General features: G+C 59.4%; 20 protein-coding genes and 1 tRNA gene. 3 read left to right on the top strand and 18 right to left on the bottom strand.

What is annotated here, in order from left to right; genetic code table 11:
• Window positions 1-306: 306 nt before the first annotated feature.
• The 9 genes from rplT to recJ all read right to left on the bottom strand — a co-directional run bounded on the left by rplT (window position 307) and on the right by recJ (window position 11,340).
• The gene (gene rplT / locus ACQQ92_RS08055; protein WP_006234421.1) at window positions 307-666 is read right to left on the bottom strand and encodes a 50S ribosomal protein L20; all 360 of its coding nucleotides are present in this window, start codon (window positions 664-666) and stop codon (window positions 307-309) included.
• Window positions 667-712: 46 nt separating this feature from the next.
• Window positions 713-904: a 50S ribosomal protein L35 gene (gene rpmI, locus ACQQ92_RS08050; RefSeq protein WP_006234422.1), complete on the bottom strand. Its 192-nt coding sequence runs from the start codon at window positions 902-904 to the stop codon at window positions 713-715.
• A gap of 32 nt (window positions 905-936) precedes the next feature.
• Window positions 937-1,506: a translation initiation factor IF-3 gene (gene infC, locus ACQQ92_RS08045; RefSeq protein WP_006234423.1), complete on the bottom strand. Its 570-nt coding sequence runs from the start codon at window positions 1,504-1,506 to the stop codon at window positions 937-939.
• Window positions 1,507-1,938: 432 nt separating this feature from the next.
• Window positions 1,939-2,025: transfer RNA gene (locus ACQQ92_RS08040), tRNA-Leu, on the bottom strand.
• Window positions 2,026-2,064: 39 nt separating this feature from the next.
• Entirely contained in the window at window positions 2,065-3,498 is a 1,434-nt protein-coding gene (locus tag ACQQ92_RS08035; RefSeq protein ID WP_427796209.1) for a transglutaminase-like domain-containing protein, read from the bottom strand.
• Window positions 3,499-3,846: 348 nt separating this feature from the next.
• Window positions 3,847-4,713, bottom strand: coding sequence for a class II fructose-1,6-bisphosphate aldolase (gene fba / locus ACQQ92_RS08030; RefSeq protein WP_154517212.1), 867 nt, complete (start codon window positions 4,711-4,713; stop codon window positions 3,847-3,849).
• A 194-nt stretch (window positions 4,714-4,907) separates the two neighbouring features.
• Window positions 4,908-5,591, bottom strand: a complete 684-nt coding sequence (locus ACQQ92_RS08025) for an MBL fold metallo-hydrolase (RefSeq protein ID WP_427796208.1) — start codon at window positions 5,589-5,591, stop codon at window positions 4,908-4,910.
• An 86-nt stretch (window positions 5,592-5,677) separates the two neighbouring features.
• Window positions 5,678-8,038: a RelA/SpoT family protein gene (locus ACQQ92_RS08020; protein ID WP_154517206.1), complete on the bottom strand. Its 2,361-nt coding sequence runs from the start codon at window positions 8,036-8,038 to the stop codon at window positions 5,678-5,680.
• Window positions 8,039-8,052: 14 nt separating this feature from the next.
• Window positions 8,053-11,340 carry a single-stranded-DNA-specific exonuclease RecJ gene (gene recJ / locus ACQQ92_RS08015; RefSeq protein WP_427796207.1) on the bottom strand — a complete coding sequence of 1,096 codons (3,288 nt, stop codon included), beginning with the start codon at window positions 11,338-11,340 and terminating at the stop codon, window positions 8,053-8,055.
• 275 nt (window positions 11,341-11,615) lie between these two features.
• Between recJ and ACQQ92_RS08010 the strand changes: the two genes are divergently transcribed.
• Entirely contained in the window at window positions 11,616-12,614 is a 999-nt protein-coding gene (locus tag ACQQ92_RS08010; protein WP_427794445.1) for a bile acid:sodium symporter family protein, read from the top strand.
• A gap of 30 nt (window positions 12,615-12,644) precedes the next feature.
• On the opposite strand, the gene ACQQ92_RS08005 is transcribed toward ACQQ92_RS08010, so the two are convergent.
• From ACQQ92_RS08005 to ACQQ92_RS07970, 8 genes are all read right to left on the bottom strand, one after another.
• A complete protein-coding gene (locus ACQQ92_RS08005; RefSeq protein WP_427796206.1) occupies window positions 12,645-13,442 on the bottom strand; it encodes a DUF4931 domain-containing protein in 798 nt (265 codons plus the stop codon).
• A 3-nt stretch (window positions 13,443-13,445) separates the two neighbouring features.
• Complete coding sequence (locus ACQQ92_RS08000) at window positions 13,446-14,123, bottom strand: copper homeostasis protein CutC (RefSeq protein ID WP_427796205.1); 678 nt, start codon at window positions 14,121-14,123, stop codon at window positions 13,446-13,448.
• 123 nt (window positions 14,124-14,246) lie between these two features.
• Complete coding sequence (locus ACQQ92_RS07995) at window positions 14,247-14,960, bottom strand: ABC transporter ATP-binding protein (protein WP_229770701.1); 714 nt, start codon at window positions 14,958-14,960, stop codon at window positions 14,247-14,249.
• Window positions 14,961-15,821 carry an ABC transporter ATP-binding protein gene (locus tag ACQQ92_RS07990; protein ID WP_427719717.1) on the bottom strand — a complete coding sequence of 287 codons (861 nt, stop codon included), beginning with the start codon at window positions 15,819-15,821 and terminating at the stop codon, window positions 14,961-14,963.
• The gene (locus tag ACQQ92_RS07985) at window positions 15,811-16,890 is read right to left on the bottom strand and encodes a branched-chain amino acid ABC transporter permease (protein WP_427719716.1); all 1,080 of its coding nucleotides are present in this window, start codon (window positions 16,888-16,890) and stop codon (window positions 15,811-15,813) included. Before ACQQ92_RS07985 ends, ACQQ92_RS07990 begins: the two co-directional genes overlap by 11 nt.
• A 9-nt stretch (window positions 16,891-16,899) precedes the next feature.
• Complete coding sequence (locus ACQQ92_RS07980; RefSeq protein WP_154517188.1) at window positions 16,900-17,781, bottom strand: branched-chain amino acid ABC transporter permease; 882 nt, start codon at window positions 17,779-17,781, stop codon at window positions 16,900-16,902.
• 139 nt (window positions 17,782-17,920) lie between these two features.
• Window positions 17,921-19,108 (bottom strand): ABC transporter substrate-binding protein, encoded by a 1,188-nt coding sequence (locus ACQQ92_RS07975; protein WP_427719715.1) that lies wholly within the window; start codon window positions 19,106-19,108, stop codon window positions 17,921-17,923.
• A 269-nt stretch (window positions 19,109-19,377) separates the two neighbouring features.
• A complete protein-coding gene (locus ACQQ92_RS07970) occupies window positions 19,378-20,544 on the bottom strand; it encodes an ABC transporter substrate-binding protein (RefSeq protein WP_427796204.1) in 1,167 nt (388 codons plus the stop codon).
• Window positions 20,545-20,794: 250 nt separating this feature from the next.
• Here ACQQ92_RS07970 and ACQQ92_RS07965 point away from each other — a divergent pair, with 250 nt between their 5' ends.
• Together ACQQ92_RS07965 and ACQQ92_RS07960 are read left to right on the top strand one after the other, a co-directional pair.
• Window positions 20,795-22,138, top strand: a complete 1,344-nt coding sequence (locus ACQQ92_RS07965) for a homoserine dehydrogenase (protein ID WP_427729157.1) — start codon at window positions 20,795-20,797, stop codon at window positions 22,136-22,138.
• 214 nt (window positions 22,139-22,352) lie between these two features.
• Window positions 22,353-23,102, top strand: a complete 750-nt coding sequence (locus ACQQ92_RS07960; protein ID WP_427796203.1) for an SDR family NAD(P)-dependent oxidoreductase — start codon at window positions 22,353-22,355, stop codon at window positions 23,100-23,102.
• On the opposite strand, the gene ACQQ92_RS07955 is transcribed toward ACQQ92_RS07960, so the two are convergent.
• On the bottom strand, window positions 23,099-23,348 hold a 250-nt coding region (locus tag ACQQ92_RS07955; protein WP_427796202.1), incomplete at its 5' end, for a hypothetical protein. The two genes, ACQQ92_RS07960 and ACQQ92_RS07955, sit on opposite strands and share 4 nt — an antisense overlap.

Here is a 23,348-nt window from a genome sequence, read left to right as displayed (position 1 = left end):
TCTCATCCGGTCCGACCGGGCCGCGCGGCAAGGAGATATATTGCCAGACCGCGAAGCGATGTGGGACGTCAATTCCACTCTTCATAAGTCCTACACAATATATCGCTTTCTATATAAGTAATAGAAAGGCTGGTGCAGAAATACTGCACGTATCAGATGATGACCCTTCGGTTAAGAGATATATAAAAATCGGTCACCTGTAAGTGTCTATCTACCCGCGCTTTTGCTATATAAACCAGCGCCTTAGATAAAAAGAGGGAGCGCCGCGCACAGCGAGACACTCCCCTAGCGATTCAAGAGAATCAATTAGGCCTCGAGAGCCTTCTTGGCGATGGTAGCCAGCTCGTTGAAAGACTCGATGTCCTCGTAAGCCATCTGAGCCAGGACCTTGCGGTCGAGCTCGATACCGGCGACCTTCAGGCCGTGCATGAACTGAGAGTAAGAGATGTCGTTCAGGCGAGCAGCAGCGTTGATACGGGTGATCCAGAGAGAGCGAATCTCGCGCTTCTTATTGCGGCGGTCACGGTACTGATACTGCAGAGAGTGCTGGACCTGCTCTTTAGCATGCTTGTAAGTACGCGAAGCGGCACCGTAGTAACCCTTCGCACGGTGCATAACGGTACGGCGCTTCTTCTTGGCGGCAACAGCGCGCTTAATACGTGCCATGTTCTATCAACTCCTAGACGGTTAAACGAAAAACGGGAACGCTAACTTACGCGAGACGCGACTTGATGACCTTGCGGTCGGCAGCGGCGATCTCGGTCTCCTGACGGAAGCCACGCTTACGCTTGGTGGACTTCTTGCTCAGGATGTGGCTCTTGAAAGCCTTGGCGCGCATAAGCTTGCCGGTACCAGTCTTGCGGAAACGCTTCTTGGTGCCGCTGTGGGACTTCATCTTAGGCATGAAATACTCCTTAATCGGTTACAGAACACTAGTTACTTAGTATCACTTGCCGCTTTATCCTCATCAAAGGCGCCCTTAATCGGGGCGAGCAGCATAAGCATGTTACGGCCTTCCATCTTAGGCTTGGACTCGACCGTAGCGTAAGGCTTAAGATCCTCAGCGAGACGCTCGAGAACGTTAAGACCCTGCTCCGGGTGAGCCATCTCACGGCCGCGGAACATGATGGTGATCTTAACGCGTGCGCCCTTCTTGAGGAAACGCAGAACGTGGCCCTTCTTGGTCTCGTAGTCGCCAACGTCGATCTTGGGTCGGAACTTCATTTCCTTAACCTCGACCTTGGACTGGTTCTTACGAGCAGCCTTGGCCTTCATGGCCTGCTGGTACTTGAACTTACCGTAGTCCATGACCTTGCAGACCGGCGGCTCCGCGTTGGGAGCGATCTCGACAAGGTCGAGACCCTGATCGTCGGCGACGCGCTGGGCATCGCGGATGGCGAACAGGCCGAGCTGAGAGCCATCGACGCCAATCAAACGGCACGAAGATGCAGTGATCTCGTCGTTGATGCGGGTGTCATCAGACTTAGCTATTTTCCCTACCTCCATTCATAAAAAAATAACCCGGCGCTTTTTTGCAACCAGGTCGTACACATAGACATCCTCGATATGAGGAAGAGAATCTAAGTTGTATGACCAGTCAGCTGCTCATTGGCGCCAAAAGGTGGGAACCCTCGGGTTCCTCTTTAGGGCATTGCGGAAACAACGCCTTGGCGATAATAACACGTACCGCTCGTTATCACATTACGTACACGAAAAAGGGGGCCTTAACCCCCTTGAACGCTCTTTTGCATGTATGGTGCCCGAGGCGAGACTCGAAGGGCCTTCGCTTCGCGAAGCCCCGGGCTTCGGGCGCATGGCGCCCTCGCCACGCTCCGCTACAAACAGGCCACAGGCCTGTTTGCTTAACGCTCCGCGCGCTCACGCGAGTTCGGCACGAAAAAGGGGGCCTCGACCCCCTTGAACGCTCTTTTGCATGTATGGTGCCCGAGGCGAGACTCGAACTCGCACGTTGTTGCCAACGGTGGATTTTGAGTCCACTGCGTCTGCCAATTCCGCCACTCGGGCACGTATTGCGTGAGTTAGTTTATCACAGCTTTCCGTAGATTAGTCCGAAAATGGAACTTCGAGCATTTCGATGAGTTCGACCGTGCGGAGCATCTCGCGCTGGCGGCATCCGCGACCGTCGACCGAGGCCTCGCCCATCTGGTTATCGTAGGGGTCCTCACGCATACCGTCAAAGACGGGTTCAAACTCTGCCTGGAACCGACAGTTTGCCACCATGCGCCATGGATCGAGGTTGCCAAAGTAGTGGCGGCGGCGCCATTCCTCCCCCATCCTGCGTGCCGAGGATCCAAACGAGACATCGGCGTTAAGCCAACCCGTCTGCGGTGTATAGAACTCCGCCCAGTCATGCGAGCCTACCGAGTCGGGCGCAACGTACAGGCCGCTCTGCCAACGTGCGGGCACGCCGGCGATGCGGCACATGGTGATAAACGTGAGTGCCATAACACCGCAGTCACCGCGAAGCGAATGCGCGCAGTCATCGGCGATAGAGCCCAGAAGCAGATACGGTGGCTGGTATCGATAGTCGATATGATGCGTCAAATAATCATAGATAGCCCGAGCGCGGTCGAGCTGATCCTCGAGACCATCGATAACATGTTCGGTCAGCTGCTGCAGATACGGCGTGAATGCAATATGCGGTCGGTCCTCGGAAATATCCTTGGGCAGCGGCGCGTCCATACACGGATGCGCCGGAAGCGCTCCCCCGTAGATATCGCAATAAGCGGCATCAATCAGATAACGATAGGTCACTGAGAACGATCGATCAGCCGAGGAAACCCACGAGGCGGTACGCGCCAAAGCGTTCGCGGGAGCAAGGACCCCCTCCGGCGTCATATCGAGAATCTCGATATGAGACTGCTGGCGGCAGGCTGCGGCAACGGGAAGCCACGCGCGAACGGCCTCCCCCTCCAGAGCACCGGGAACAGACACGGATGCTTTAAGCGTAATGGCACGAGACAGCCCGCCCTGTGATTCCATCTTCTTAAGCATCTGGTTGCGCAGCGCAGTTCCATCAGTAGAATCGGGACGCAGGCCCGGAACCTCCTTGGGATACACACGCAAAGAATCAAGGAAGTTGTCGAGAACGAACAGTTCACCATCGATAAAGCGCCAGTCGATGCGCTTGCGATCGATCAGGTCGTCAAACTGATCCTCGGTAAACTCCGGCCACTCCTCGCGGATCATCGCAATAGCCTGATCGCGCGACACCGAAAAATGAAACGACGTCTCGATCATGCGATACCGCTCGGCACGAACGCAAGCGGCCAACGAGGGATCAGGGCCCTGCTCCAAAAGACGGTCGCAAGCCGCAACAGCCTGCGCCAGGTACCCGGCGTCCTTGAGACGAAGGATCTCAGGTGGCAATCCAATGTCGAGATGACGAAAATCATCGCAACAAACATTAACAGAGCAGCCAACGGGGCCCTCGGCAACAACCTTTCCATCGGCAGGCAAAACATTAACGACAGCCATAACCACTCCCACGCAGAACGACAACCCGAGACCATTGTACCGACATAAAAAGAAAGCCCCAACAAGGGAGCCATCAACACCGCTGAGCGGTAGTCAAATAAATAATTCAGCCCAGTAACCCTGTAGCGAGTTAACGAAGGAGGCCCCGTTCACCCGGAGCTTTTCCCATTGCGCGACTTCTGGCAAAGCCAGTAGCCATCTTAATTCAGCCCAGTAACCCTGCGGCGTTAAACAAAGGAAGCCCCGTCCCCCGGAACTGTTTCCTTGGCGCGACTTCTGGCGAAGCCAGGTGAGCGCAAAGGAAACAGTGTAGGGGGACGGGGCTTCCGGCGGGTAGTTTAGCGACGCTTACGCCTTGTTGACGGAGCCAAACTCCTCCATGAGCTCCTTAGTGCGGGCAACGATGGCCTCGCGACCAGGCTTCAGGAGCTTGCGGGGGTCATAGCCCTTGCCCTGCTGATCCTTGCCAGCCTCAACGTACTCACGCGTGGCGGCAGCGAAGACAAGCTGCAGGTCGGTGTTGACGTTGATCTTGGAGATGCCCAGGGAGATGGCCTTCTTGATCTGATCCTCGGGGATGCCGGTACCACCGTGCAGAACGAGGGGCAGGTCGCCGGTCTGAGCCTTGATCTCGCTCAGACGCTCGAAGGAAAGACCGGCCCAGTCGGCGGGATACACGCCGTGGATGTTGCCGATGCCGCAGGCGAGGAAGTCGACGCCCAGGTCAGCAATCTGCTTGCACTCAGCGGGGTCAGCGAGCTCGCCGTTGGAGGTCACGCCGTCCTCGGTGCCGCCGATGCCGCCGACCTCGGCCTCGATGGACATGCCCTTGGAATGGGCAAGCTCAACGAGCTCCTTGGTGCGATCGAGGTTAAGCTGGAAGGTTTCCTCGTGAGAGCCGTCATACATGATGGACGTGAAGCCGGCCTCGATGCACTTGAAGCAGTCCTCGTAAGAACCGTGATCGAGGTGAAGGGCGACGGGAACGGTAACACCCGTGGCCTCGACGGCAGCCTTGACCATGTCGGCGCAGACCTTGAAACCGCCCATCCACTTAGCGGCACCAGCGGTGCACTGAAGGATCAGCGGAGACTTGGCCTCCTCGGCGGCCTGGAGAATAGCCAGAGTCCACTCGAGGTTGTTGGTGTTGAAGGCACCGAGAGCATACTTGCCGGCCTCGGCCTTCTTGAGCATGTCTGCTGCGTTGACGAGCATAAAAGAAACCTCCTGTAAGGTTGCTCCGATAACGCATGAGATTTTACCACGGCGTACCCGAGCGTAAACGTTCGTTTGTTCACGAATATCGTCCAAACAGACTTTTTTTGACCGTTTGCCCTACGGAATCGGCCCGTTGGGGAAAATATCTTGACGTTTGGACACTTCTCGTGCTTAAGCAGCTGACTACAAAGCTACATCTGCATGAAAGGGTTCTGCATGAGCTCGCGCGCCATAGTGGTCGAATCACCATGCCCCGTTAAACAAACGGTATCGGCTGGAAGCAGTTGGGCGAGCTTGGAAAGCGAGCGCAGAATCGCCGCCTCGTCTCCACCGGCGAGATCGGTGCGGCCGTGGCTGCCCGGGAACAGGGTGTCGCCAACAAAGGCGATGCTTCCCTGCTCGGTGGCGGCGAACAAGACAATGCCACCCGGTGTGTGACCGGGCGTCTCGATCACCTGCAGGCAGATATCACCCAATTCAATCGTATCGCCCTCAGCAAGCAATCGCGTCGGCTCGCCCGGATCGGGCGTATCGATGCCCCACATCGCTCGCTGCTCCTCGATATTCTCACGAGATACCAACACGTCCTTCGCACCTAACTCATATAGGAAACCCTTACCGACGGCGGCTCGCGCTCCGGCAACGCCACCTACGTGATCGGCATGGCCATGGGTGCAGACAGCGCCTAGCACGTGCGCGTCAGGATGCTTGGTATAGATATGTTCCACAAGACGCTCACCTTCCCAGGCCGGATCGATAATCAGGCATTCGCCGCTCGAGATTACGGCGTAACTGTTGGTCTGAATGGGGCCGTTTACAAGCGCCTCAATCGAAGCCGTACCCCGAGGGGTTAAGTCCAAAGCTGCAGTGACCATGAGCACGTCCTCCTTCTACAAGCGTCGAGGCATCAAACGATGCCTCGAACGTAGCCAATATCATTACCGTTGTGCGTTCGTCACGCCTATACGCGACGCTTAAGCTGAGCCCCACCCTCGCCAGGCATCAGACGTCGTGCGTCATAGACCGAGTCAACACTGCTGATGGATGCCAGCAGCGGATCCAGACCACTCGCATCCGAAATCTCGACCATAAAGCGCAGGGTCGCAATGCCCTCGCGGTTGGTCGAGGTAGCGGCGGAAAGGATATTTCCGCCTGCATCGCCAATGGCGATGGTGACATCCTTGAGCAAGCCCATACGATCCAAGCACTCGACCACGATCTCGACCTGGAAAAGCGTATCGGCAGCACCATCCCACTCCACGTCAATCATGCGCTCGGGGTGTTCCATGAGACCCTTGACGTTGGGGCAGTTGGCACGATGCACCGAGACGCCTCGACCGCGCGTGATAAAGCCCACGATGTCGTCGCCCGTCACCGGATTGCAGCAATGCGCCAGACGAACCAGCAGGCCGCTGTTGCTCTCGCCCTTGACGATAATGCCGTTACTTGCACTCTTGCCACGCTTTTGCGGTTTGCGGTTGGAACCGCGGGCAGGCTGCTTGACGACCTCAGCGATGGCTTCGGCCTTGGTGAGCTGCTCCTCGGGCTTGGGATCCAAGATTTGCTCGACCTTATTGCCCACAGCGCGCGGGGCGACCTTGCCCGCGCCAACGGCTGCGAACAGGTCCTCGAGTTGCTTGAAGTTAAACTGCTCCGCCACGGCATTGAGTGCACGCGTGGATCGCGGCGTAGAGATGCCGTACCCGCGCTTGCGCAGGTCCTTGGCCAGCATATCGCGACCGGCAGCAGCGTCATCGTCTTTGGTCGCAGCGGCGAAGTAACGGCGAATCTTTGACTTGGCCGAAGGCGTCTTGACGATCTTGAGCCAATCGCGCGACGGCTTGGAGCTCTTGTTAGTCAGGATCTCGACACGGTCACCCGTCTTGATTTCGTGCGTGAGCGGAGCCACCGCACCGTTGATTTTGGCGCCGACGCAGTGGTTGCCGACCTCGGTATGAACAGCGTAGGCAAAGTCGAGCGGTGTAGAGCCCGCACGAAGCGCCATGACCTCACCCTTGGGCGTAAAGACAAAAATCTCCTGGTCAAACAGGTCGACCTTCAGTGAGTGCAGATATTCTTTGGCATCGGTGATCTCGTCAGAGGCTGCCCAATCGAGCGAGTGCTTGAGCCAGTTAATCTGATCGTCCAGACGCTGTGCGTCGTTGGTCTTGGAGGCAGACGATCCGCCCGATTTCTTATATAGCCAGTGGGCGGCGATGCCGTACTCGGCCTGCTCGTGCATCTCGTAGGTTCGAATCTGAATCTCGAGCGGACGGGCCGTGGGGCCGATAACCGTCGTATGGAGCGATTGGTAGTTATTGACCTTGGGCATAGCGATATAGTCTTTAAAACGACCGGGCATGGGATGCCACAAAGTATGCACGGCACCAAGCGTGGAATAGCAATCGCGCACCGAATGGGTGATGACGCGCAGCGCCACCAGATCATAAATCTCGGAGAACTCCTTGCCCTTGCGCTTCATCTTTTGATAGATGGACCAATAGTGCTTGGAACGACCGTTGATCTGAAAACCCTCAAGGCCAATGCGGTCGAGCTCATCGGTAAGCGTCTTGATAGTCTCGGCCAGAAAGCGTTCGCGAACCTCGCGTGACTCTGCCACCATGCGGGCGATGCGCTGGTAAGCGTCGGGTTCAAGGTAGAAGAAGGACAGATCCTCGAGTTCCCACTTGATAGAGCTCATGCCCAGGCGGTCGGCCAGGGGCGCGTACACATCCATGGTCTCGCGCGCCTTAAACAGGCGGCGGTCCTCGCGCAGGGCGGCAAGCGTGCGCATATTATGCAGGCGGTCGGCGAGTTTGACGATGATGACGCGAATGTCCTTGGACATGGCGAGGAACATCTTGCGCAGCGTAAGCGCCTGCTTTTCGTCCATGTTGTCGACTTCGATGTTGGTGAGCTTGGTCACGCCGTCGACGAGCTCTGCCACGGTTTCGCCAAACAGACCCGAAACATCGGCAAGCGAGGTATCGGTATCCTCGACGGTATCGTGCAGCAATGCAGCGCACACCACATCGCAGTCCATCTTAAGGTCGGCCAAAATGATAGCCACCTCGACGGGATGGTTAATGTACATCTCACCCGAGCGCCGCTTTTGGTTGCAGTGCTTCTCGGCAGCAAAGCAGTAGGCCTGCTCCACCTTGGAGAAGTCATCCTCACTCATATATTTAAGGCACAGGCGCTCCAGCTTGTCGTAGCTGTCCGCCATAATCTCGGGCGGCAGATCATCGGCATGCGTATAGTGCTCCATCTCCGAAAAGGGCTGGAGGGCGGAATCATGGGCGGTACGGGCTGCGGCATCCATCGAGGTCCCCTTCCCTAGGCCCGCGGTACGATCGGGCGGTTAATTTTGGTAAGCATATCAGAAGCGCACGAATCGAGTGCCCAACTCCGGAAAGCCGAGAACTCCATGCGCGAGCGCAAGCCCTCCAAATAGCGGATCGACCTGCTCAACTGCACGCGCCCGGGGTTTTCGGTCATCGCGATGCGACGGGTATCGTCAAACCCCGAAACGTGACAGAAACCGAGCTCTTCGAAGATTCCCAAGCCGCTTGCCACCGAACGCTCATCGACCGGCGTGCGCGCGTCGATTGCAAGGCACATCTGCGCAATGTCGATATCGCTTGCGCAGAATGAATCGTCCCCCGTCTTGCCACGATTGGAGCGCCACATGGTCTGCAGCGCCCGATAGAGCGTGACAAGCTCATCGCGCTCGGGCGCGTAACAATCGAGCAGGCGCTCATTAATACGAGCGTCACGAGACGAATAGAGCAGGTGAATCACGGCAGGCTGCCCATCGCGGCCGGCACGGCCACTCATCTGGTTAAACTCAATCGCGCCAAACGGCATGTGGTAGAGCACGACATGGCGGATATCGGGCAGGTTGACGCCCTCACCGAAGGCCGAGGTTGAAACGATGCAGCTCAGGCTGCCATCTCGAAACGCCTCCTCGACGCGTCGGCGATCGGAACGCGCAAGCCCGGCGTTATAGAACGCGATATGGGTCGCGCAGTCGGGCACACGTTTGCGCAACGTCTTGGCGAGCGCCACGGACTGGTCGCGCGAGTTCACGTAGATGACGGTCTTCTCCCCCGTCGCAACGATCGAAACCAGGCGATTTTCACGGCTCGCAAGGTCACGATCGTCCTCGAGTTGTAGGTTCTCGCGAACGGTCTCGTCGACCACCGTGCTGGTAATCGGCAATACGCGAGCAAGCTCTGCCACAACTGGAGCCGTCGCGGTAGCCGTTGCCGCCATGACAACGGGGTCGCCCAGGGCTTTAAGAATATCGGGCATATCGAGGTATGCACTCCGGTCACCACCCTTAGCAAGACCGGCATGGTGCGCCTCATCGATAACAACGAAGCCAATACGTCCAGAACGCGCAAATCGATCGCGGTGGATAGACAAGAACTCGGGCGTCGTGAGAACGATACCGGTACGACCCGAAGCAAGGCCGGCGAACACGTCATCGCGTACGGCCTCCACGGTCTCGCCAGTCAGCACGCCGACACCAATGCCGAGCGCGGCCATCGTCGAGGAAAGGTGATAGGCCTGATCGGCAACGAGCGAACGCAAAGGATAGACAAAAATGCTCGCACGCCCGCGAAGAACCGCCTCGCGCGCGGCATGCACATGGAAAATCAGAGACTTGCCACGCCCCGTCCCCATAACGGCCAAAACGCTCTGATGGTCGGCAAGCGCGTCGAGTGCCTCGACCTGCGCGCGATGCGGCTGGTTCGAGCCGATAAAGCTATGGATAAGCGAGCGCGTGAGCTCGGTATAAGAAAGCTGGGCGAGCGTCTCGCGTTTACGCGACTCCAGGCGCAGGCCAGAATCCGCCGGTTGCACGCCGCGGCGAAGCTCACATGCCGGATCGTCGATATTGGGCGCCGCGGTATCGCGCACCAAGACATCTTTGATCATGAGCTTGGGCTTCACACGTCCCTGCCAATGCTCGGCCACGGCCTCGAACACCAAGTCGACGGCGCTGTCGCAATTGATGAGCCTATCAATCTGCGGCACGCGGAACATGATGGCCGGCACACTCGCGGCACCATCGGTCGCCACAAAGCGCATGTGCTCGCCGGTTTTGCCCACCACGGCGCGATCGCACATCGTCACGCCCTCGGCGGCCAGAAGCGGCACCTTATTGCCCTGGCCAAACGGCTCAAGACGGGAAATTTGCTCGATGGTCTCGATATTTAGCTCGGAGAGATCAACGGTGGCGGCAACCTCGTCAGTGTCCTCAAAGTCCTCGGCGGGAAGCTCCGATAGCACGGCCGAAAGGCGACGGCGGAACTCATCGAGCTTGGATGCCTCGATGGTCACACCCACCGCACCGGCATGCCCGCCGCGACGAATCAGCAGGTCGGAGCAACGCTCGACGGCGTCGAACAGGTTGATCTTGCCCACCGAGCGGCCCGATCCGCGCGCAACGCCATCCTCGATCGAGAAGAGCAGCGCCGGCACGTGATAGCGATTGGTCAAGCGGCTCGCCACGATGCCCTTGACGCCCTCGTGCCAGCCCTCGCCGCCCACGACGATTGCGCGCCCGCCGTCATAAGTCTCCTCGACCTTCGCCATGGCATCGCGCGTAAGCTCGGCCTCGATCTCGCGGCGTTGGCGATTGATTTCCTCGAGCTCGGCGGCAAGCGCGCTCGCTTCGATGGGGTCGCGGGCAAGCAGCAGGTCGAGCGCCAGCTTGGGATCGGCCATGCGGCCGGCAGCATTCAGACGGGGGATGAGCGAAAACGACAGGCCGTCGGCCGTAATGGTAGAAAGGTCGGCCTTGGCAAGTGCGGCAAGCGCGATATAGCCGGGACGGGCCGTCACGCGCATCTGCTGGATGCCCTCGGCGACCAGTGCGCGATTCTCGGGCGTAAGCGGCATCATGTCGGACACGGTGCCCAGCGCCGCGACCTCTATCAGCGAACGCCAATACGACGGCTTGCCCAAACGCTCGCCCAGGACCTGCACCAGCTTGAGTGCCACGCCGGCACCGGCAAGCTCGCGCGAGGGACCCTTGTCCTCGAGCTTGGGGTCGGTCAGGGGCACGCCCTGCGGCACCTGGTCGGACGGCTCGTGATGGTCCGTGACCACCAAATCGATCCCCAGGCTCTCCAGATAGGAGGCCTCTTCCTTGGCGGCAATGCCGTTATCGACGGTCACGATCAGCTGGGGACGAGCGAGCTCGTTAACGCGGTCGAGCGCCGCACGCGACAGGCCGTAGCCCTCGTCAAAACGATGCGGAATAAACGGCGTGACGTTGGCGCCAAACGAACGCAGCGCCTCGGTCAACAGACAAGTCGACGTAATGCCGTCGACGTCAAAATCGCCAAAGACGGCGATGCGCTCGTGGCTGCGAATAGCACGCTCAACGCGGTCGACGACGACCGCCATACCCGGAATAACGAGCGGGTCCGCCCAGTCGCGATCGAGCGAAGGCGTCAAAAAAAGCTGGCCTTCCTCGATGGATGTAATGCCGTGCGCAACCATAATGCGCGCCACCAGCCCGGGTATGCCCAGGCCAGCCGAAAGCTCCTTTTCGAGCTCGGGGTTTTGCTGAGCGACCGCCCAGCGATGCGTTGTCTTAAGCGATGACATAGGCGCCCACCCCCGATAGGGGCAGGTCGCCGCGATACCTCTCACGGTTCATAGCGATGAGTCCTCTGTGTATGCCCGCTTCGGCAGGCAAATCTGTTGAACGGATTTATTATACCGTGCGGCGCGGACGCACAACGTCCAGCACGCCGTGGTTTCGATAAACGAGGGCGGTAATACCCTCGAAATAATCGAGCGTTTCAGCCACACGGACGCATGCGAGCGTCTAGCATATCCATTCAAAACGGATTCACGAGCAAAGGGAGTCACAAGCGCATATGAAGCAATGGGTTGGACTGGGTAAGTTCCTCGCGGGGCATATGCAGATCATCGTTCCGATTTGCGTGACGCTCGGCGTGCTCTTTCCCCAGCAGATCGGCGTACTCAAGCCCATCGTCCCCACCCTGTTTGCCTTTATGACGTTCCAAGGTGCCCTCAGCAACACCTTCCATCAGGTAGCCGAAGTATTCCGCCGTCCGCTGCACCTGATTTTGGCGCTGCTGGTCTCGGCGGTGCTTATTCCCATAACAGCCTATGCCATGGGGTCGCTGTTCTTTGGCTCCAACCCCAACCTAGTCTGCGGTATCGTGCTCGAGTACAGCGTACCTGTGGCAGTCACTGCCTTTATGTGGATTAGCATGTTCGGCGGCAACGGCCCGCTCGCGCTCACCATCATCCTGACGTCCTCGGTTATCTCTCCCGTTACGATTCCGCTCACGCTTAAGCTCTTGCTGGGCGCCACCGTCTCGATCGACGTGCCGGGCATGATGCAGAACATGGCCTTCATGATCGCTATCCCCGCCCTGCTCGGCATCGTGATTAACGAACTCACGCGCGGATGGGGACACGAGAAGCTCTCCCCCGCGCTCTCGCCCGCCTGCAAGTTCATGATGATGGGTGTTATCGCGTCGAACTCCACCGCCATGAGCGAGTACGTGCTGCACATGAACGCGGTGCGCTTGGAAGTCGCCCTCTTTATTTTGATCTTCGCCATCAGCGGCTTTGTCGTCGGTATTCTGGTCGCCCGCGCACTGCATCTGCCGTATAGCGAAACGACTACCATGTGCTTTACCTGCGGCATGCGCAACATCTCTTCGGGCGCCGTCATCGCCACGCAATACTTTCCGGGCGAAGTCGTATTTCCCGTCATGTGCGGAACGCTGTTTCAGCAGGTACTTGCCTCGCTTATCGGGCATCTCTTTGAGCGTCTAACCGGCGAGGAGCGCGCTGCTCAGCGCAAGCGCGTCGAGGCCGGCCGCGACGCCATGGCACGCTAGGCTGTCCGCATTACGCGGGTGTTAGTCTTGCTATACGAGCGTTTCCAGATGCGCGCGCAGGCGCTCAGCATCGATATCGAGCGTCGTCTCGGCATTGACCTGGGCCAAACGATAGCCGACAAAGTAGGGCGAAACCACCCAACGCGGCAGCGCCTTGGCAATGGTCCGACCGCCCAGGTGATAGAAGAACAAGTTGTACGACTCTGCACGGCCACCGTGGTGCTCGTTTAGGATATAACGCAGAGCTACCTGGATCGCATCGGCGAAGAGATCCGCCTCGGCTTGGTCCCGCGTGTCATCGCTGGCGGCGATTCCCCGCGGAGCTGAAACGTTGACCTCAAAGAACCCCATAATCGGTTCGGTTGAGATGTTGACCGCAATTCTCCCCTGTTGCCAGACATTGATGCCTTCGAAATTGGCGGAAGTCAGCGAAGCATAGCCGTCTTCCTGCTCCAAACCCACAATCTGCATGTGCGGATGAACGAGACTACCGCCCGAGAGCGGACCCTTGTTCTTGTACATGAGCACGCTTCGATACTGCCGTGAATCGATCATCTGCTGCCAGCAACCCAGGGCAAACCGCATCACATGATGCAGCTCGTCCGGCGCATAGGTCACCAGGTCTGCGTCGTGGTCGGCCGACTCGATCAGCACGGTTTGACGGGTGGCGCGCAGGGTCTTGAACTTATTCTCGAGCCAGATACAGTCACCGTCGCGCCGGATGATATTGGCGAGTTCCTCGGTATCGCAAAAGGGGCACGCGGTGCCAGGGCGCCGGTTGTCGTCGGGCTTCCCGCTCGCCTGCTGAACGTCAAATACCAGGGGCACGGGTTATACCTCCAGCGGCACGATCTTGGTGCCATGGAGCTCGGAGACGCCCAGTGCCGCAGCCACGGTATCGCGGTTGGCCGTGGAAATGCCGCCGCCGGGAAGGATGGTCAGGCGATCGTCCGCGTAGTCGATAAGGTGCGACAGATGCTCCAGGTTGTCCTCAATCGGCGTGCCGGCGGCACCGCCATGCGTCAGGATGCGCGTTATGCCGCAGTCGGCGAGCGTGTCAATCGCGTCGAGCTGAGCCTCGGGCGAGAGCTGGTCAAACGCCATGTGAAAGGTGATGTCGAGGGATTCGCGCTTGCACTCCTCGGTCGCGCAGCCCGCAGCCATCACAAGGGCGCCCAACGCAAGTTCATCGAGCGCCCATCCGCCGGCACAAGGCTTGCAGCAGCCAAAGACCAAGCCATCGACGCCGGCGCTTACGGCAAGGCCCAAGTCCATCTCCATCATGCGCAGCTCGTCCTGGTTGTAGTGAAAGTCGCCGCCACGCGGACGGATCATGCACATCACCCGTGCATCGTGCTCGCGAGCATAGCTGGTCGTAGCGCTGATAACGCCGGCCGAGGGCGTGGTGCCACCAACCGCAAGGTTGTCGCACAGCTCAATGCGTCCCGCACCGGCCGCAATGGCCGCCGGCACCCGCTCAAAGTTCTCGGCACAAAACTCGTACAGCATAGATAGACCCCCAGATGACACTTCTATTTCCACACGGCATTGTCGCACTTTAAATACCAAGCCAACGGATCATTTCAAAAGGGGCGCCGACCGAGTTGGTCAGCGCCCCTATTACTGGATGGATTAACCACCAAGATAAGCTTTGCGGACGTTGTCGTCGTGCAGCAGCTCTTGGCCGGTGCCGGTCATGGTGATCTTGCCGGTCTCGAGCACGTAGCCGCGTGTGGCGATGGAAAGCGCCATCTGCGCGTTCTGCTCGACCAGGAGCACCGTGGTGCCGGCCTTGTGCAAATCCTCGACAATCTGGAAGATCTGCTCGATCAGGATCGGCGCCAGACCCATGGAGGGTTCGTCGAGCATGAGCAGCTTGGGGTTACTCATAAGGGCACGACCCATAACGAGCATCTGCTGCTCGCCGCCCGAAAGGGTGCCGGCCACCTGGCGACGGCGTTCCTTCAGGCGCGGGAACTGCTCGTAAACACGTTCGAGGCCCGGGGCAACCGTGGACTTGGGCTGTGTATAGGCACCCATCTCCAGGTTCTCCTCGACCGTCATCTGCAAAAAGGCACGACGCCCCTCGGGTACCTGAGACAGGCCCTTGCCAACCAGCTTGTCGGCGGGCGTATGGATAATGTCCTCGCCCATAAACTTGATGGAGCCGGTCTTGGAGCGCAGCAGGCCCGAGACAGTCTTGAGCGTCGTGGACTTGCCGGCGCCGTTCGCGCCAATCAGGGCAACGATCTCGCCCTCGTTAACGTTAAAGGAGATGTCCTTAATGGCGTGGATGGCGCCGTACCAGACGTTGATGTTGTAGACGGAAAGCATCGGCTCTGCCATTTAGTTCTCCCCCTTATCCTGCTTGCCCAGATAAGCCTCAATAACGGCTTCGTTGTTCTGGATTTCCTCGGCCGTGCCCTTGGCGATGACCTTGCCAAAGTTAAGCACGCAGATACCCTCGCAAATATTCATGACGAGCGACATGTCGTGCTCGATGAGCATGATGGCAATGCCAAAGGTGTCGCGAATCTTGACGATGTTCGCCATGAGCTCCGCAGTCTCGGACGGGTTCATGCCGGCGGCAGGCTCGTCGAGCAGTAGTAGCTTGGGATTGGTGGCAAGCGCGCGGACGATCTCCAAACGACGCTGAGCGCCGTAAGGCAGCGAGCCGGCCTGCTCGTTTGCCAGATGTTCCATATCAAAGATAGACAGAAGCTCCATGGCGCGCTCATGGGCGGCCTTCTCGTGCTTCCAATACGTCGGCAGGCGCAGCACGCCCTCAAAGCCGGAGTAGCGCTCCTGGTTGTGCAGGCCGACCTTTACGTTGTCCTCCACCGTCATGGTGTTGAACAGGCGGATGTTTTGGAAGGTACGAGCGATACCCATGCGGTTGACCTGGTAGACGGACTTGCCCGAGGTGTCCTCACCGTCGAGCAGGATGGTGCCGTGCGTGGGCTGGTACACCTTGGTGAGCAGGTTGAAGACCGTGGTCTTGCCGGCGCCGTTGGGGCCGATGAGACCGGCGATCTCGGTCTTACCGATGGTCAGGCTAAAGTCGTCGACCGCCTTAAGGCCGCCGAACTCAATGCCCAGGTGGATGCACTCGAGCGCCGGGCGCTCGCCCAGGTCGCGGTCGGGAACGATGGCGCCAGAAGGATACGGGACCATCTTGCCCTTGTTGAACTCAAACTTACTGGGCATCGGTTGCCACCTCCTTCTTGGAAGCAAAGCGGTCCTTAATGCGCGCGAAGAACGCCTTGAGCTGCGGGTTGTTAGTAAAGACCATGACCAGAATCAACACGATGGCGTAGATGAGCATGCGGTAGTCCGAGAACTGACGGAGCAGCTCGGGGAGCACCGTGAGCAGCGCTGCCGCGATGACGGAACCGCGCATGTTGCCCAGACCGCCCAGGACCACGAACACCAGAATGAGAATCGACGTGTTGAAGTCGAACTTAGTGGCGGAGAGCTGCGAGAAGTTACCGCCGAAGAGGGCTCCGGCAGCACCGGCGAGAGCGGCGGAAACCACGAAGGCGATCATGCGGTACTGGGTGACGGAGATCCCCACGGACTCGGCAGCGATCTTGTTATCGCGCACGGCCATGATGGCACGACCGGTGCGGCTGCGGACCAAGTTGAGCACAATCACGAGCGCAACCATAACCAGGATGGCGCCAGCAAGGAACGTCGAGTAGGTCGAAACACCAGATGCGCCCTGGGCACCCTTGATGATAGCGGTGCCGTCTTCGAGCAGGTGCAGGTCGTCGATCGTGGAATTGCCCGTGATGTTAAAGATCACGTGCAGGCCGCGGGAATCGACGCCCACAATGAGGCAGGTAACGATCTCTTTGATAATCTCGCCAAAGGCCAAGGTTACGATGGCCAGGTAGTCACCGCTCAGGCGAAGAACCGGAATACCGATCAGGAAGCCCAGAATGGCAGCGGCGATAGCGCCGACCACAATGCTGATGATCAGACGCACCGGGTCGGACGGAACGGCGCTCTCCAGCGCGACGGCGGTGACGATTCCCGTATAGGCGCCGACGCTCATAAAACCCGCGTGGCCCAGCGACAAGTCACCCGCGATGCCGACGACGAGGTTGAGCGAGATGGCCATGACGATATAGGCCGTGATGGGAACCAGCTGACCGACAATCATGCGCGGAATCATGTGGTTAGACTGCATAAAGAACACGATGGCGAACGCCACAACGCACATGGCGTACGTGACAAAGTCGTGACGCGTCTGCTTGTCTGTAAGAAACTTCATAACGCTCACCTACACCTTCTCGGGTACGTACTTGCCCAAGAGGCCGGCAGGCTTGACGAGCAGGACGATGATCAAAACGCCAAAGACGATGGAGTTGGCAAGGCTCGTGGAAATGTAAGCCTGCGCCATCGCCTCGATGATGCCGATGAGAATGCCGCCGACAAAGGCACCGGGGATGGAGCCGATGCCGCCGAAAACGGCAGCGTCGAAGGCCTTGATGCCAGGCATGGCGCCCGTGGTGGGCTGCAGAACCGGCGAGTAGGAGCACAGGAGCACACCGGCGATGGCGGCAAGGGCGGAGCCGATGGCGAACGTCATCGAGATGGTGCGGTTGACGTTGATGCCCATGAGCTGAGCGGCGGCCTTGTCCTCGGACACGGCGCGCATGGCCTTGCCCATCTTGGTCTTACCTGTAAAGATCATCAGACCGGCCATGATAACCAGGCAGGCGACGATGGTGACGAGCGAGACGGCACTTACGTTGAACTTGGCCAAGAACTCCGGCACCGGGAAGGTGACGAGCGAAGTGAAGTTCTTGGGCGTGGCGCCCCACAGAAGCTGCGCGGCATTCTGCAGGAAGTAGGACACACCGATGGCCGTGATCAGAACGGCCAGCGGGCCTGCTTGGCGCAGCGGCCTATAGGCCAGACCCTCAATGAGAACACCGAGAACCGTGCAGACCACACAAGAGAGAACTACAGATGCCCAGCCCGGGAGGCCGAGATACGACGTGGCGCAGAACGAGACATAGGCACCGACCATGATGACATCGCCGTGAGCGAAGTTGAGCATCTTGGCGATACCGTAGACCATGGTGTAGCCCAACGCGATGATGGCGTAGACGCTGCCCATGGACAGGCCGTTGACCAGGTATTGGATAAAGACCGTCATGTTCCACATCCCCCTTTCGAATAGGTTTCCAGTTGATGTATGAAACAGGGACGTTACGTTGTCCCCAGATACCAAGCAAGCAGGGAAGGCGAAAACCTCCCCTGCTTGGGATCAAAACCGCTCTATGTAAGGCGGCCTATTAGGCCAGTACGTACTTGCCGTCGGTGATGACATACGCCGTAGGATCCTTCTGGACCTGGCCCTTGTCGTTCCAGGAGAGCTTGCCGGTCAGACCGTCAACGGTAATCTTGAGCATAGCCTTGGGCAGCTTCTCGGCGACCTCGGTCGGGTCGGCGTCGACACCAAGACCGGCCTCCTTGAGGGCCTCGGCCACCGCGTGCACGCCGTCGTAGGCATCGGCGGCAAACTGGTCGGGGGTATCGCCGTACTTATCCTTGTAAGCGTTGACGAAGTCGGCGTTCTTCTCGTCGTCGGCGGAGAACGGGGTCATGAGCAGCAGACCCTCGGCAAGAGAGGTGTCGAAGCCCTCGACGCCCAGGATACCGTCCATGCCGTCGCAGCCCATCATCTTGACGTCGTAGCCCATGTCCTTGGCGTTCTTGAGCAGGACGGACGCCGGCGTGTAGTAGATCGGCGCAAAGATCATGGTGGCGCCGGCCTGCTTGGCCTTGGTCAGCTGGTTGGTAAAGCTCGTAGCGGAGTCGTCCTTAAAGGTCTCCTCGTCAACAATCTCGAGCTTAGACTCAGCGGCCTGGGCCTTAAAGGAATCTGCAATGCCCGAAGAATAAGCGTCGCCGGAGTTATAGAACAGCACGAACTTCTCGTCCGCATACTTCTCTGCCAGGAACTTGGCAGCGTTGACGCCCTGGTTGGGGTCGGTAAAGCAAACCTGGAAGACGCAATCCTTTCCGTCGGTGACGTCCTCGGAGGACGCGGACGGGGTGATCATGAATGTCTTGGGGTCGTTGCTGCACTCTGCGGCAACGGCAACCGACGCACCCGTGGTGGTCGGGCCGACGAGGGCCTGCATGCCCCAGTCGAGCAGGTTATTAAAGGCGTTGACGGCCTTCTCGCCGTCGGCCTGGTCGTCCTCGGCCTTGCTGGCAAGCGGCAGCTCCTTGGTGGAGAAGTCCTTGCAGCCAAGCTCGACGCCCTGGGTAACGGACTTGCCGTAAGACGCGGCGGCACCGGTCAGCGGGCCAATGGTGCCGATCTTAAACGAAGCGTCGCTCGAAGCGGAACCGCTGTCGCCGCCGTTGGAGGAGCAGCCAGCTAGAATGGACATCGCCCCCAGACCTGCTGCGCTCGCGATAACGCTCCTGCGATTCATAACAGGGTTCAATGACTTACCGGTGAGGCTCGACATGCGGCTCTCCTCTCAAATCTCGTCGGGTTTCGGTTACCCGACAGGCCATCCTCCGCCGTCTTCGGCGTTCGCAAAATAGTAGACGCTTTAGTTGAGAAAAGTGGCGATTATTTCAACTTTTCTTTTGCCTTGTCCATTTATCCATAATTATGCGTATTTCTGTCGGTTTATACAGTTTAGCGACTTTATTGTGTGAAAGTAATGTTTCCGTTCTGTTACAAGCTTTCCTGCCCTGAATAACATGGCCCCACCGGTCTCGTTATATGCACTTAGGCGGCGATGTACTTGCCGTCCTGAATCACATAGGCCGTAGCGGGCTTCTCGACTTGGCCCTCGTCGTTCCACGTGAGCTCGCCTGTCAGGCCCTCAATCTTGATCTTGCGCATAGCCTTGGCAAGGTCGCCGGCAATGTCGGCGCCGTCGACCGTAATGTCGATGTCCGCCTCATCGATTGCCTCGACAATCGCGTGGATGCAGTCATAAGCATCGGCGGCAAACTGGTTGGGCGTCTCGTTGTAGGCGTCCTTATATGCCTTGACGAAGTCGGCGTTCTTCTCATCGTCGGCAGAGAACGGGGTCATGAGCAGCACGCCCTCGGCAAGAGAGGTGTCGAAGCCCTCAACGGAGAGCAGGCCGTCCATGCCGTCGGTGCCCATGAGGGTCATTTCGTAGCCCATGTCCTTGGCGTTCTTGAGCAGGACGGACGCCGGCGTGTAATAGATCGGGGCAAAGATAAGCGTGGCGCCGGCCTCCTTGGCCTTGGTGAGCTGGTTGGTAAAGCTCGTGGAAGAGTCGTCCTTAAAGGTCTCGGTATCGACGATATCGAGCTTGGACGCCTTGGCCTGCTCGGCAAAAGCGTCGGCAACGCCCGAGCTATACGTATCGCCGGAGTTGTAGAACAGGGCGATCTTGGCGTCTGCATACTTCTCGGCCAGGAACTTCGCGGCGCTGGCGCCCATGGTGGGATCGGTGAAGCAAACCTGAAAGACCGTGGTCTTATCCTTGGTGACGTCGAGCGACGAGGCCGAAGGCGTGACCATGAGCATATCGTCGGCGATCTCGCCCGAGACGGCGACGGCGGCACCAGTCGTGACGGGGCCGACGAGCGCCTGCATGCCCCAGTCGCACAAGGTATTGAAGGCGTTGATGGCCTTCTCGCCGTCGGCGACGTCATCCTCGGACTTAAGCGAGAGTTTGAGATCCTTGGTCGAGAAATCCTTGGCGGCGAGCTTGGCACCTTTCTCGGCCGAAACGCCATAGGTTGCCGCGGCGCCGGTCAGAGGGCCGATGACACCGATCTTGAAGGTCTTACCGTCATCGGCGGAGCCGCCGTCCGAGCCACCCGACGAGCAACCAGCGAGTGCGGCAGCGCTGCCGAGCACCGCGGCGCCGGCGAGAAAGTTCCTACGGCTGAGCGTGCTGTTGATGTTGAACATGGTGTCCCCCTTTTTCGCTGGCCGCGGTGCGGCCGTCTTGCGGTACGGGGCAAACCTTATGGCGCAAACGTTGACAGTTTGTTACAGAAGTTCGTTTGTAGCGAGCATGTTTCCAATGTTTCCGCAGCGTTTCGGGGGTGCCGTTTTGTGCGACTCCTGTTGCCTGGCGAGCGCGCGCTCTCGGTTCACGCTAGAATGCACTCAACATTACTTGATCAATCAATCTATAAGATGCACGAAGGAGCTATCTATGAGCGAACCCCTGCGCACCGTGAACGTCGGTCTGATCGGTCTGGGAACCGTCGGCGGCGGCGTGGCCCGTCTGATCAAGAGCCACCACGATGAGTACCTGGCCGCCTACGGCATCGACCTTAAGCTGACCCGCGCCTGCGCGCTTGCCTGGGAGCAGGCCGAGGCGGCAGGCATTGAGCGCGAGGCCTTTACGAGTGACTGGCATGACGTCGTTACCGACCCCGCCGTCGATATCGTCGTCGAGCTGATCGGCGGCGAGCATCCCGCGACCGAGATCTTCACCACCGCCTTTGAGCACGGCAAGCACGTCGTCTCTGCCAACAAGGCCCTGCTGGGCCGTCACGTCGAGACGCTTGCCGAGAAGGCGCGCGCGTGCGGTGTGCAGATTAAGTGCGAGGCCAGCTGCGGCGGCGGCATCCCCATCGTGAGCACGCTCGAGCACGACCTGGTGGGCAACAAGATCCTGACCATCGCCGGCATTCTCAACGGTACCACCAACTATATCCTGTCGCGCATGGACGCCGAGGGCGCCGATTACGCCGACGTGCTCGCCGACGCGCAGGCCAAGGGCTACGCCGAGGCCGACCCGTCCGCCGACGTCGACGGCTTCGACGCCGCCAGCAAGACGGCGATCCTCGCCTCCATCGGCTTTGGCACCCGCGTGACCACCGATGATGTGTACCAGCAGGGTATCCGTACCATCGGCGCCGAGGACATCGCCCAGGCCCGCGAGCTCGGCTACACCATTAAGCTGCTCGGTATCGCCCGCAACACCGACGCCGGCGTCGACGTCCGCGTGCATCCCACGCTGATTCCCGCCGACCACATGCTCGCCAAGGTCAACGGCGCCATGAACGCCGTCTACGTGGTAGGCGACGCCGTGGGCGAGACCATGTTCTACGGTGCCGGCGCAGGCTCCTTCCCCACCGCGAGCGCCGTCGTGGGCGATATCCTGTCGCTCTCCGAGCAGATCAGCCGCGGCGTGGCTCCGCTGCCCGAGATTGAGCCCTATGGCCACAACCTCGCCTTTAAGCCCATGGACGAGCTCCAGACCAAGTACTATGTGCGCCTGAAGGTCGCCGACCGCGTGGGCGCCCTGTCCGAGACGGTCGATATCTTTGCCAAGCACAACATCTCGATCTCGCTCATCAACCAGGTCGAGGACGGCAAGTCGGGCGTCAGCGATGCCTGCTCGGTCATCTTCCTGACGCACCGCGCGCTCGAGAAGGACGTCCAGGCTGCCGCGGCCGAGCTTGCCAGCGTCGACTGCGTGGCCGAGGTCGCCAACGTCCTGCGCATCGAGAACGTCGAGGCCTGGACCGAAGGCGTCATGGCCAACTAACCCAACGCTCGCCCAGCAATACGCGCTTTGAGGGCTCCCGTCCGATGTGGGACGGGAGCCCTTTTGCCTCCTGCCCTAAGCACAACGGCAGAGCACATTTGCGCGAGCCGCTCATCGGTAACGCGCGCTACCGTTCACCGATATGCAAACGCGGTCGATTCCGGCTACCGCTACGCTGTGCTGAGAGTGTCCGCCCGCAATGAGAGGAAGCACTATGTTGCTCGAGGGCAAGAAAGCAATCGTCACCGGAGGCACGCGCGGTATCGGCTATGCCATCGCCTGCCGTTTTATCGAAGAGGGTGCCGCAGTCACTGTCTTTGGCTCGCGCCAAGAGACTGCCGACGCGGCCGTTGAGAAGCTGGCGGCCGCCTATCCCGACGCCAAGGTCTGGGGCCGCTCCTGCGACCTCACCTCACTCGAGGCCGTGACCGAGGCTTTTACCCAGGCTGCAGCCGACATGGGCGGCTTGGACACGGTCGTCAACAACGCCGGCATCTCCCAGCGCTCGCCGCTTTTGGACTACACGGCCGAGGAGTTCGCCAAAGTCATGGACCTCAACGTCGTCGCCGTCTTTAACGGTCACCAGGCGGCCGCCAAGATTATGACCGAGGCCGGCCACGGCGGCACCATCACCACCACGAGCTCGATGGTCGCCAAGTACGGTCAGCCCTCCGGCGTCGGTTACCCCACGTCCAAGTTTGCCGTCAACGGCATGGTCCAGTCGCTCTCGCGCGAGCTCGCCCCCATGGGCATTCGCGTCAATGCCGTCGCACCCGGCGTAACCAAGACCGATATGGTCGCCAACCTGCCCGAAGAGGTCATCAAGCCCATCATCGCCACCATTCCGCTGGGTCGCATGGGCGAGCCCGAGGATGTCGCCAACGCCTTTGTTTTCCTGGCGAGCGACATGTCCTCCTACGTCACGGGCGCCGTGCTCCCCGTCGACGGGGCCGCCCGCTCCTAAAGGTCGCAAGCCACGACTTCGAACCTCAACGAGGCCCAACGCAAAAGGCGCGCTGCCTGCATCAACCGCAGGCAGCGCGCCTTCTTCTGTTTGTAAGGGAAACTGCGTCCCGGTATTTCAGCTCCGAACGGGACACAGCTTCCCTCAGGACCATGTTTCGGAAAATGCGCCCCGTTTTGAACGCCAATTCTGGGACGCGCTTTCCTCAAGGCCTTTGATTCGGAAAGCGCATCCCATTTTGAACCT

Source organism: Collinsella sp. SGI.241, assembly GCF_050312955.1.
GTDB lineage: Bacteria > Actinomycetota > Coriobacteriia > Coriobacteriales > Coriobacteriaceae > Collinsella.
Note: the sequence above shows the minus strand (reverse complement) of the source record. Positions and strands in the feature narration are given on the sequence as shown.

Bases quoted from the DNA above. Each gene is read 5' to 3' on its own strand.
- rplT (WP_006234421.1), bottom strand. From the start codon at position 666: ATGGCACGTATTAAGCGCGCTGTTGCCGCCAAGAAGAAGCGCCGTACC.
- rpmI (WP_006234422.1), bottom strand. From the start codon at position 904: ATGCCTAAGATGAAGTCCCACAGCGGCACCAAGAAGCGTTTCCGCAAG.
- infC (WP_006234423.1), bottom strand. From the start codon at position 1,506: ATGGAGGTAGGGAAAATAGCTAAGTCTGATGACACCCGCATCAACGAC.
- ACQQ92_RS08035 (WP_427796209.1), bottom strand. From the start codon at position 3,498: ATGGCTGTCGTTAATGTTTTGCCTGCCGATGGAAAGGTTGTTGCCGAG.
- fba (WP_154517212.1), bottom strand. From the start codon at position 4,713: ATGCTCGTCAACGCAGCAGACATGCTCAAGAAGGCCGAGGCCGGCAAG.
- ACQQ92_RS08025 (WP_427796208.1), bottom strand. From the start codon at position 5,591: ATGGTCACTGCAGCTTTGGACTTAACCCCTCGGGGTACGGCTTCGATT.
- ACQQ92_RS08020 (WP_154517206.1), bottom strand. From the start codon at position 8,038: ATGGATGCCGCAGCCCGTACCGCCCATGATTCCGCCCTCCAGCCCTTT.
- recJ (WP_427796207.1), bottom strand. From the start codon at position 11,340: ATGTCATCGCTTAAGACAACGCATCGCTGGGCGGTCGCTCAGCAAAAC.
- ACQQ92_RS08010 (WP_427794445.1), top strand. From the start codon at position 11,616: ATGAAGCAATGGGTTGGACTGGGTAAGTTCCTCGCGGGGCATATGCAG.
- ACQQ92_RS08000 (WP_427796205.1), bottom strand. From the start codon at position 14,123: ATGCTGTACGAGTTTTGTGCCGAGAACTTTGAGCGGGTGCCGGCGGCC.
- ACQQ92_RS07995 (WP_229770701.1), bottom strand. From the start codon at position 14,960: ATGGCAGAGCCGATGCTTTCCGTCTACAACATCAACGTCTGGTACGGC.
- ACQQ92_RS07990 (WP_427719717.1), bottom strand. From the start codon at position 15,821: ATGCCCAGTAAGTTTGAGTTCAACAAGGGCAAGATGGTCCCGTATCCT.
- ACQQ92_RS07985 (WP_427719716.1), bottom strand. From the start codon at position 16,890: ATGAAGTTTCTTACAGACAAGCAGACGCGTCACGACTTTGTCACGTAC.
- ACQQ92_RS07980 (WP_154517188.1), bottom strand. From the start codon at position 17,781: ATGACGGTCTTTATCCAATACCTGGTCAACGGCCTGTCCATGGGCAGC.
- ACQQ92_RS07975 (WP_427719715.1), bottom strand. From the start codon at position 19,108: ATGTCGAGCCTCACCGGTAAGTCATTGAACCCTGTTATGAATCGCAGG.
- ACQQ92_RS07970 (WP_427796204.1), bottom strand. From the start codon at position 20,544: ATGTTCAACATCAACAGCACGCTCAGCCGTAGGAACTTTCTCGCCGGC.
- ACQQ92_RS07965 (WP_427729157.1), top strand. From the start codon at position 20,795: ATGAGCGAACCCCTGCGCACCGTGAACGTCGGTCTGATCGGTCTGGGA.
- ACQQ92_RS07960 (WP_427796203.1), top strand. From the start codon at position 22,353: ATGTTGCTCGAGGGCAAGAAAGCAATCGTCACCGGAGGCACGCGCGGT.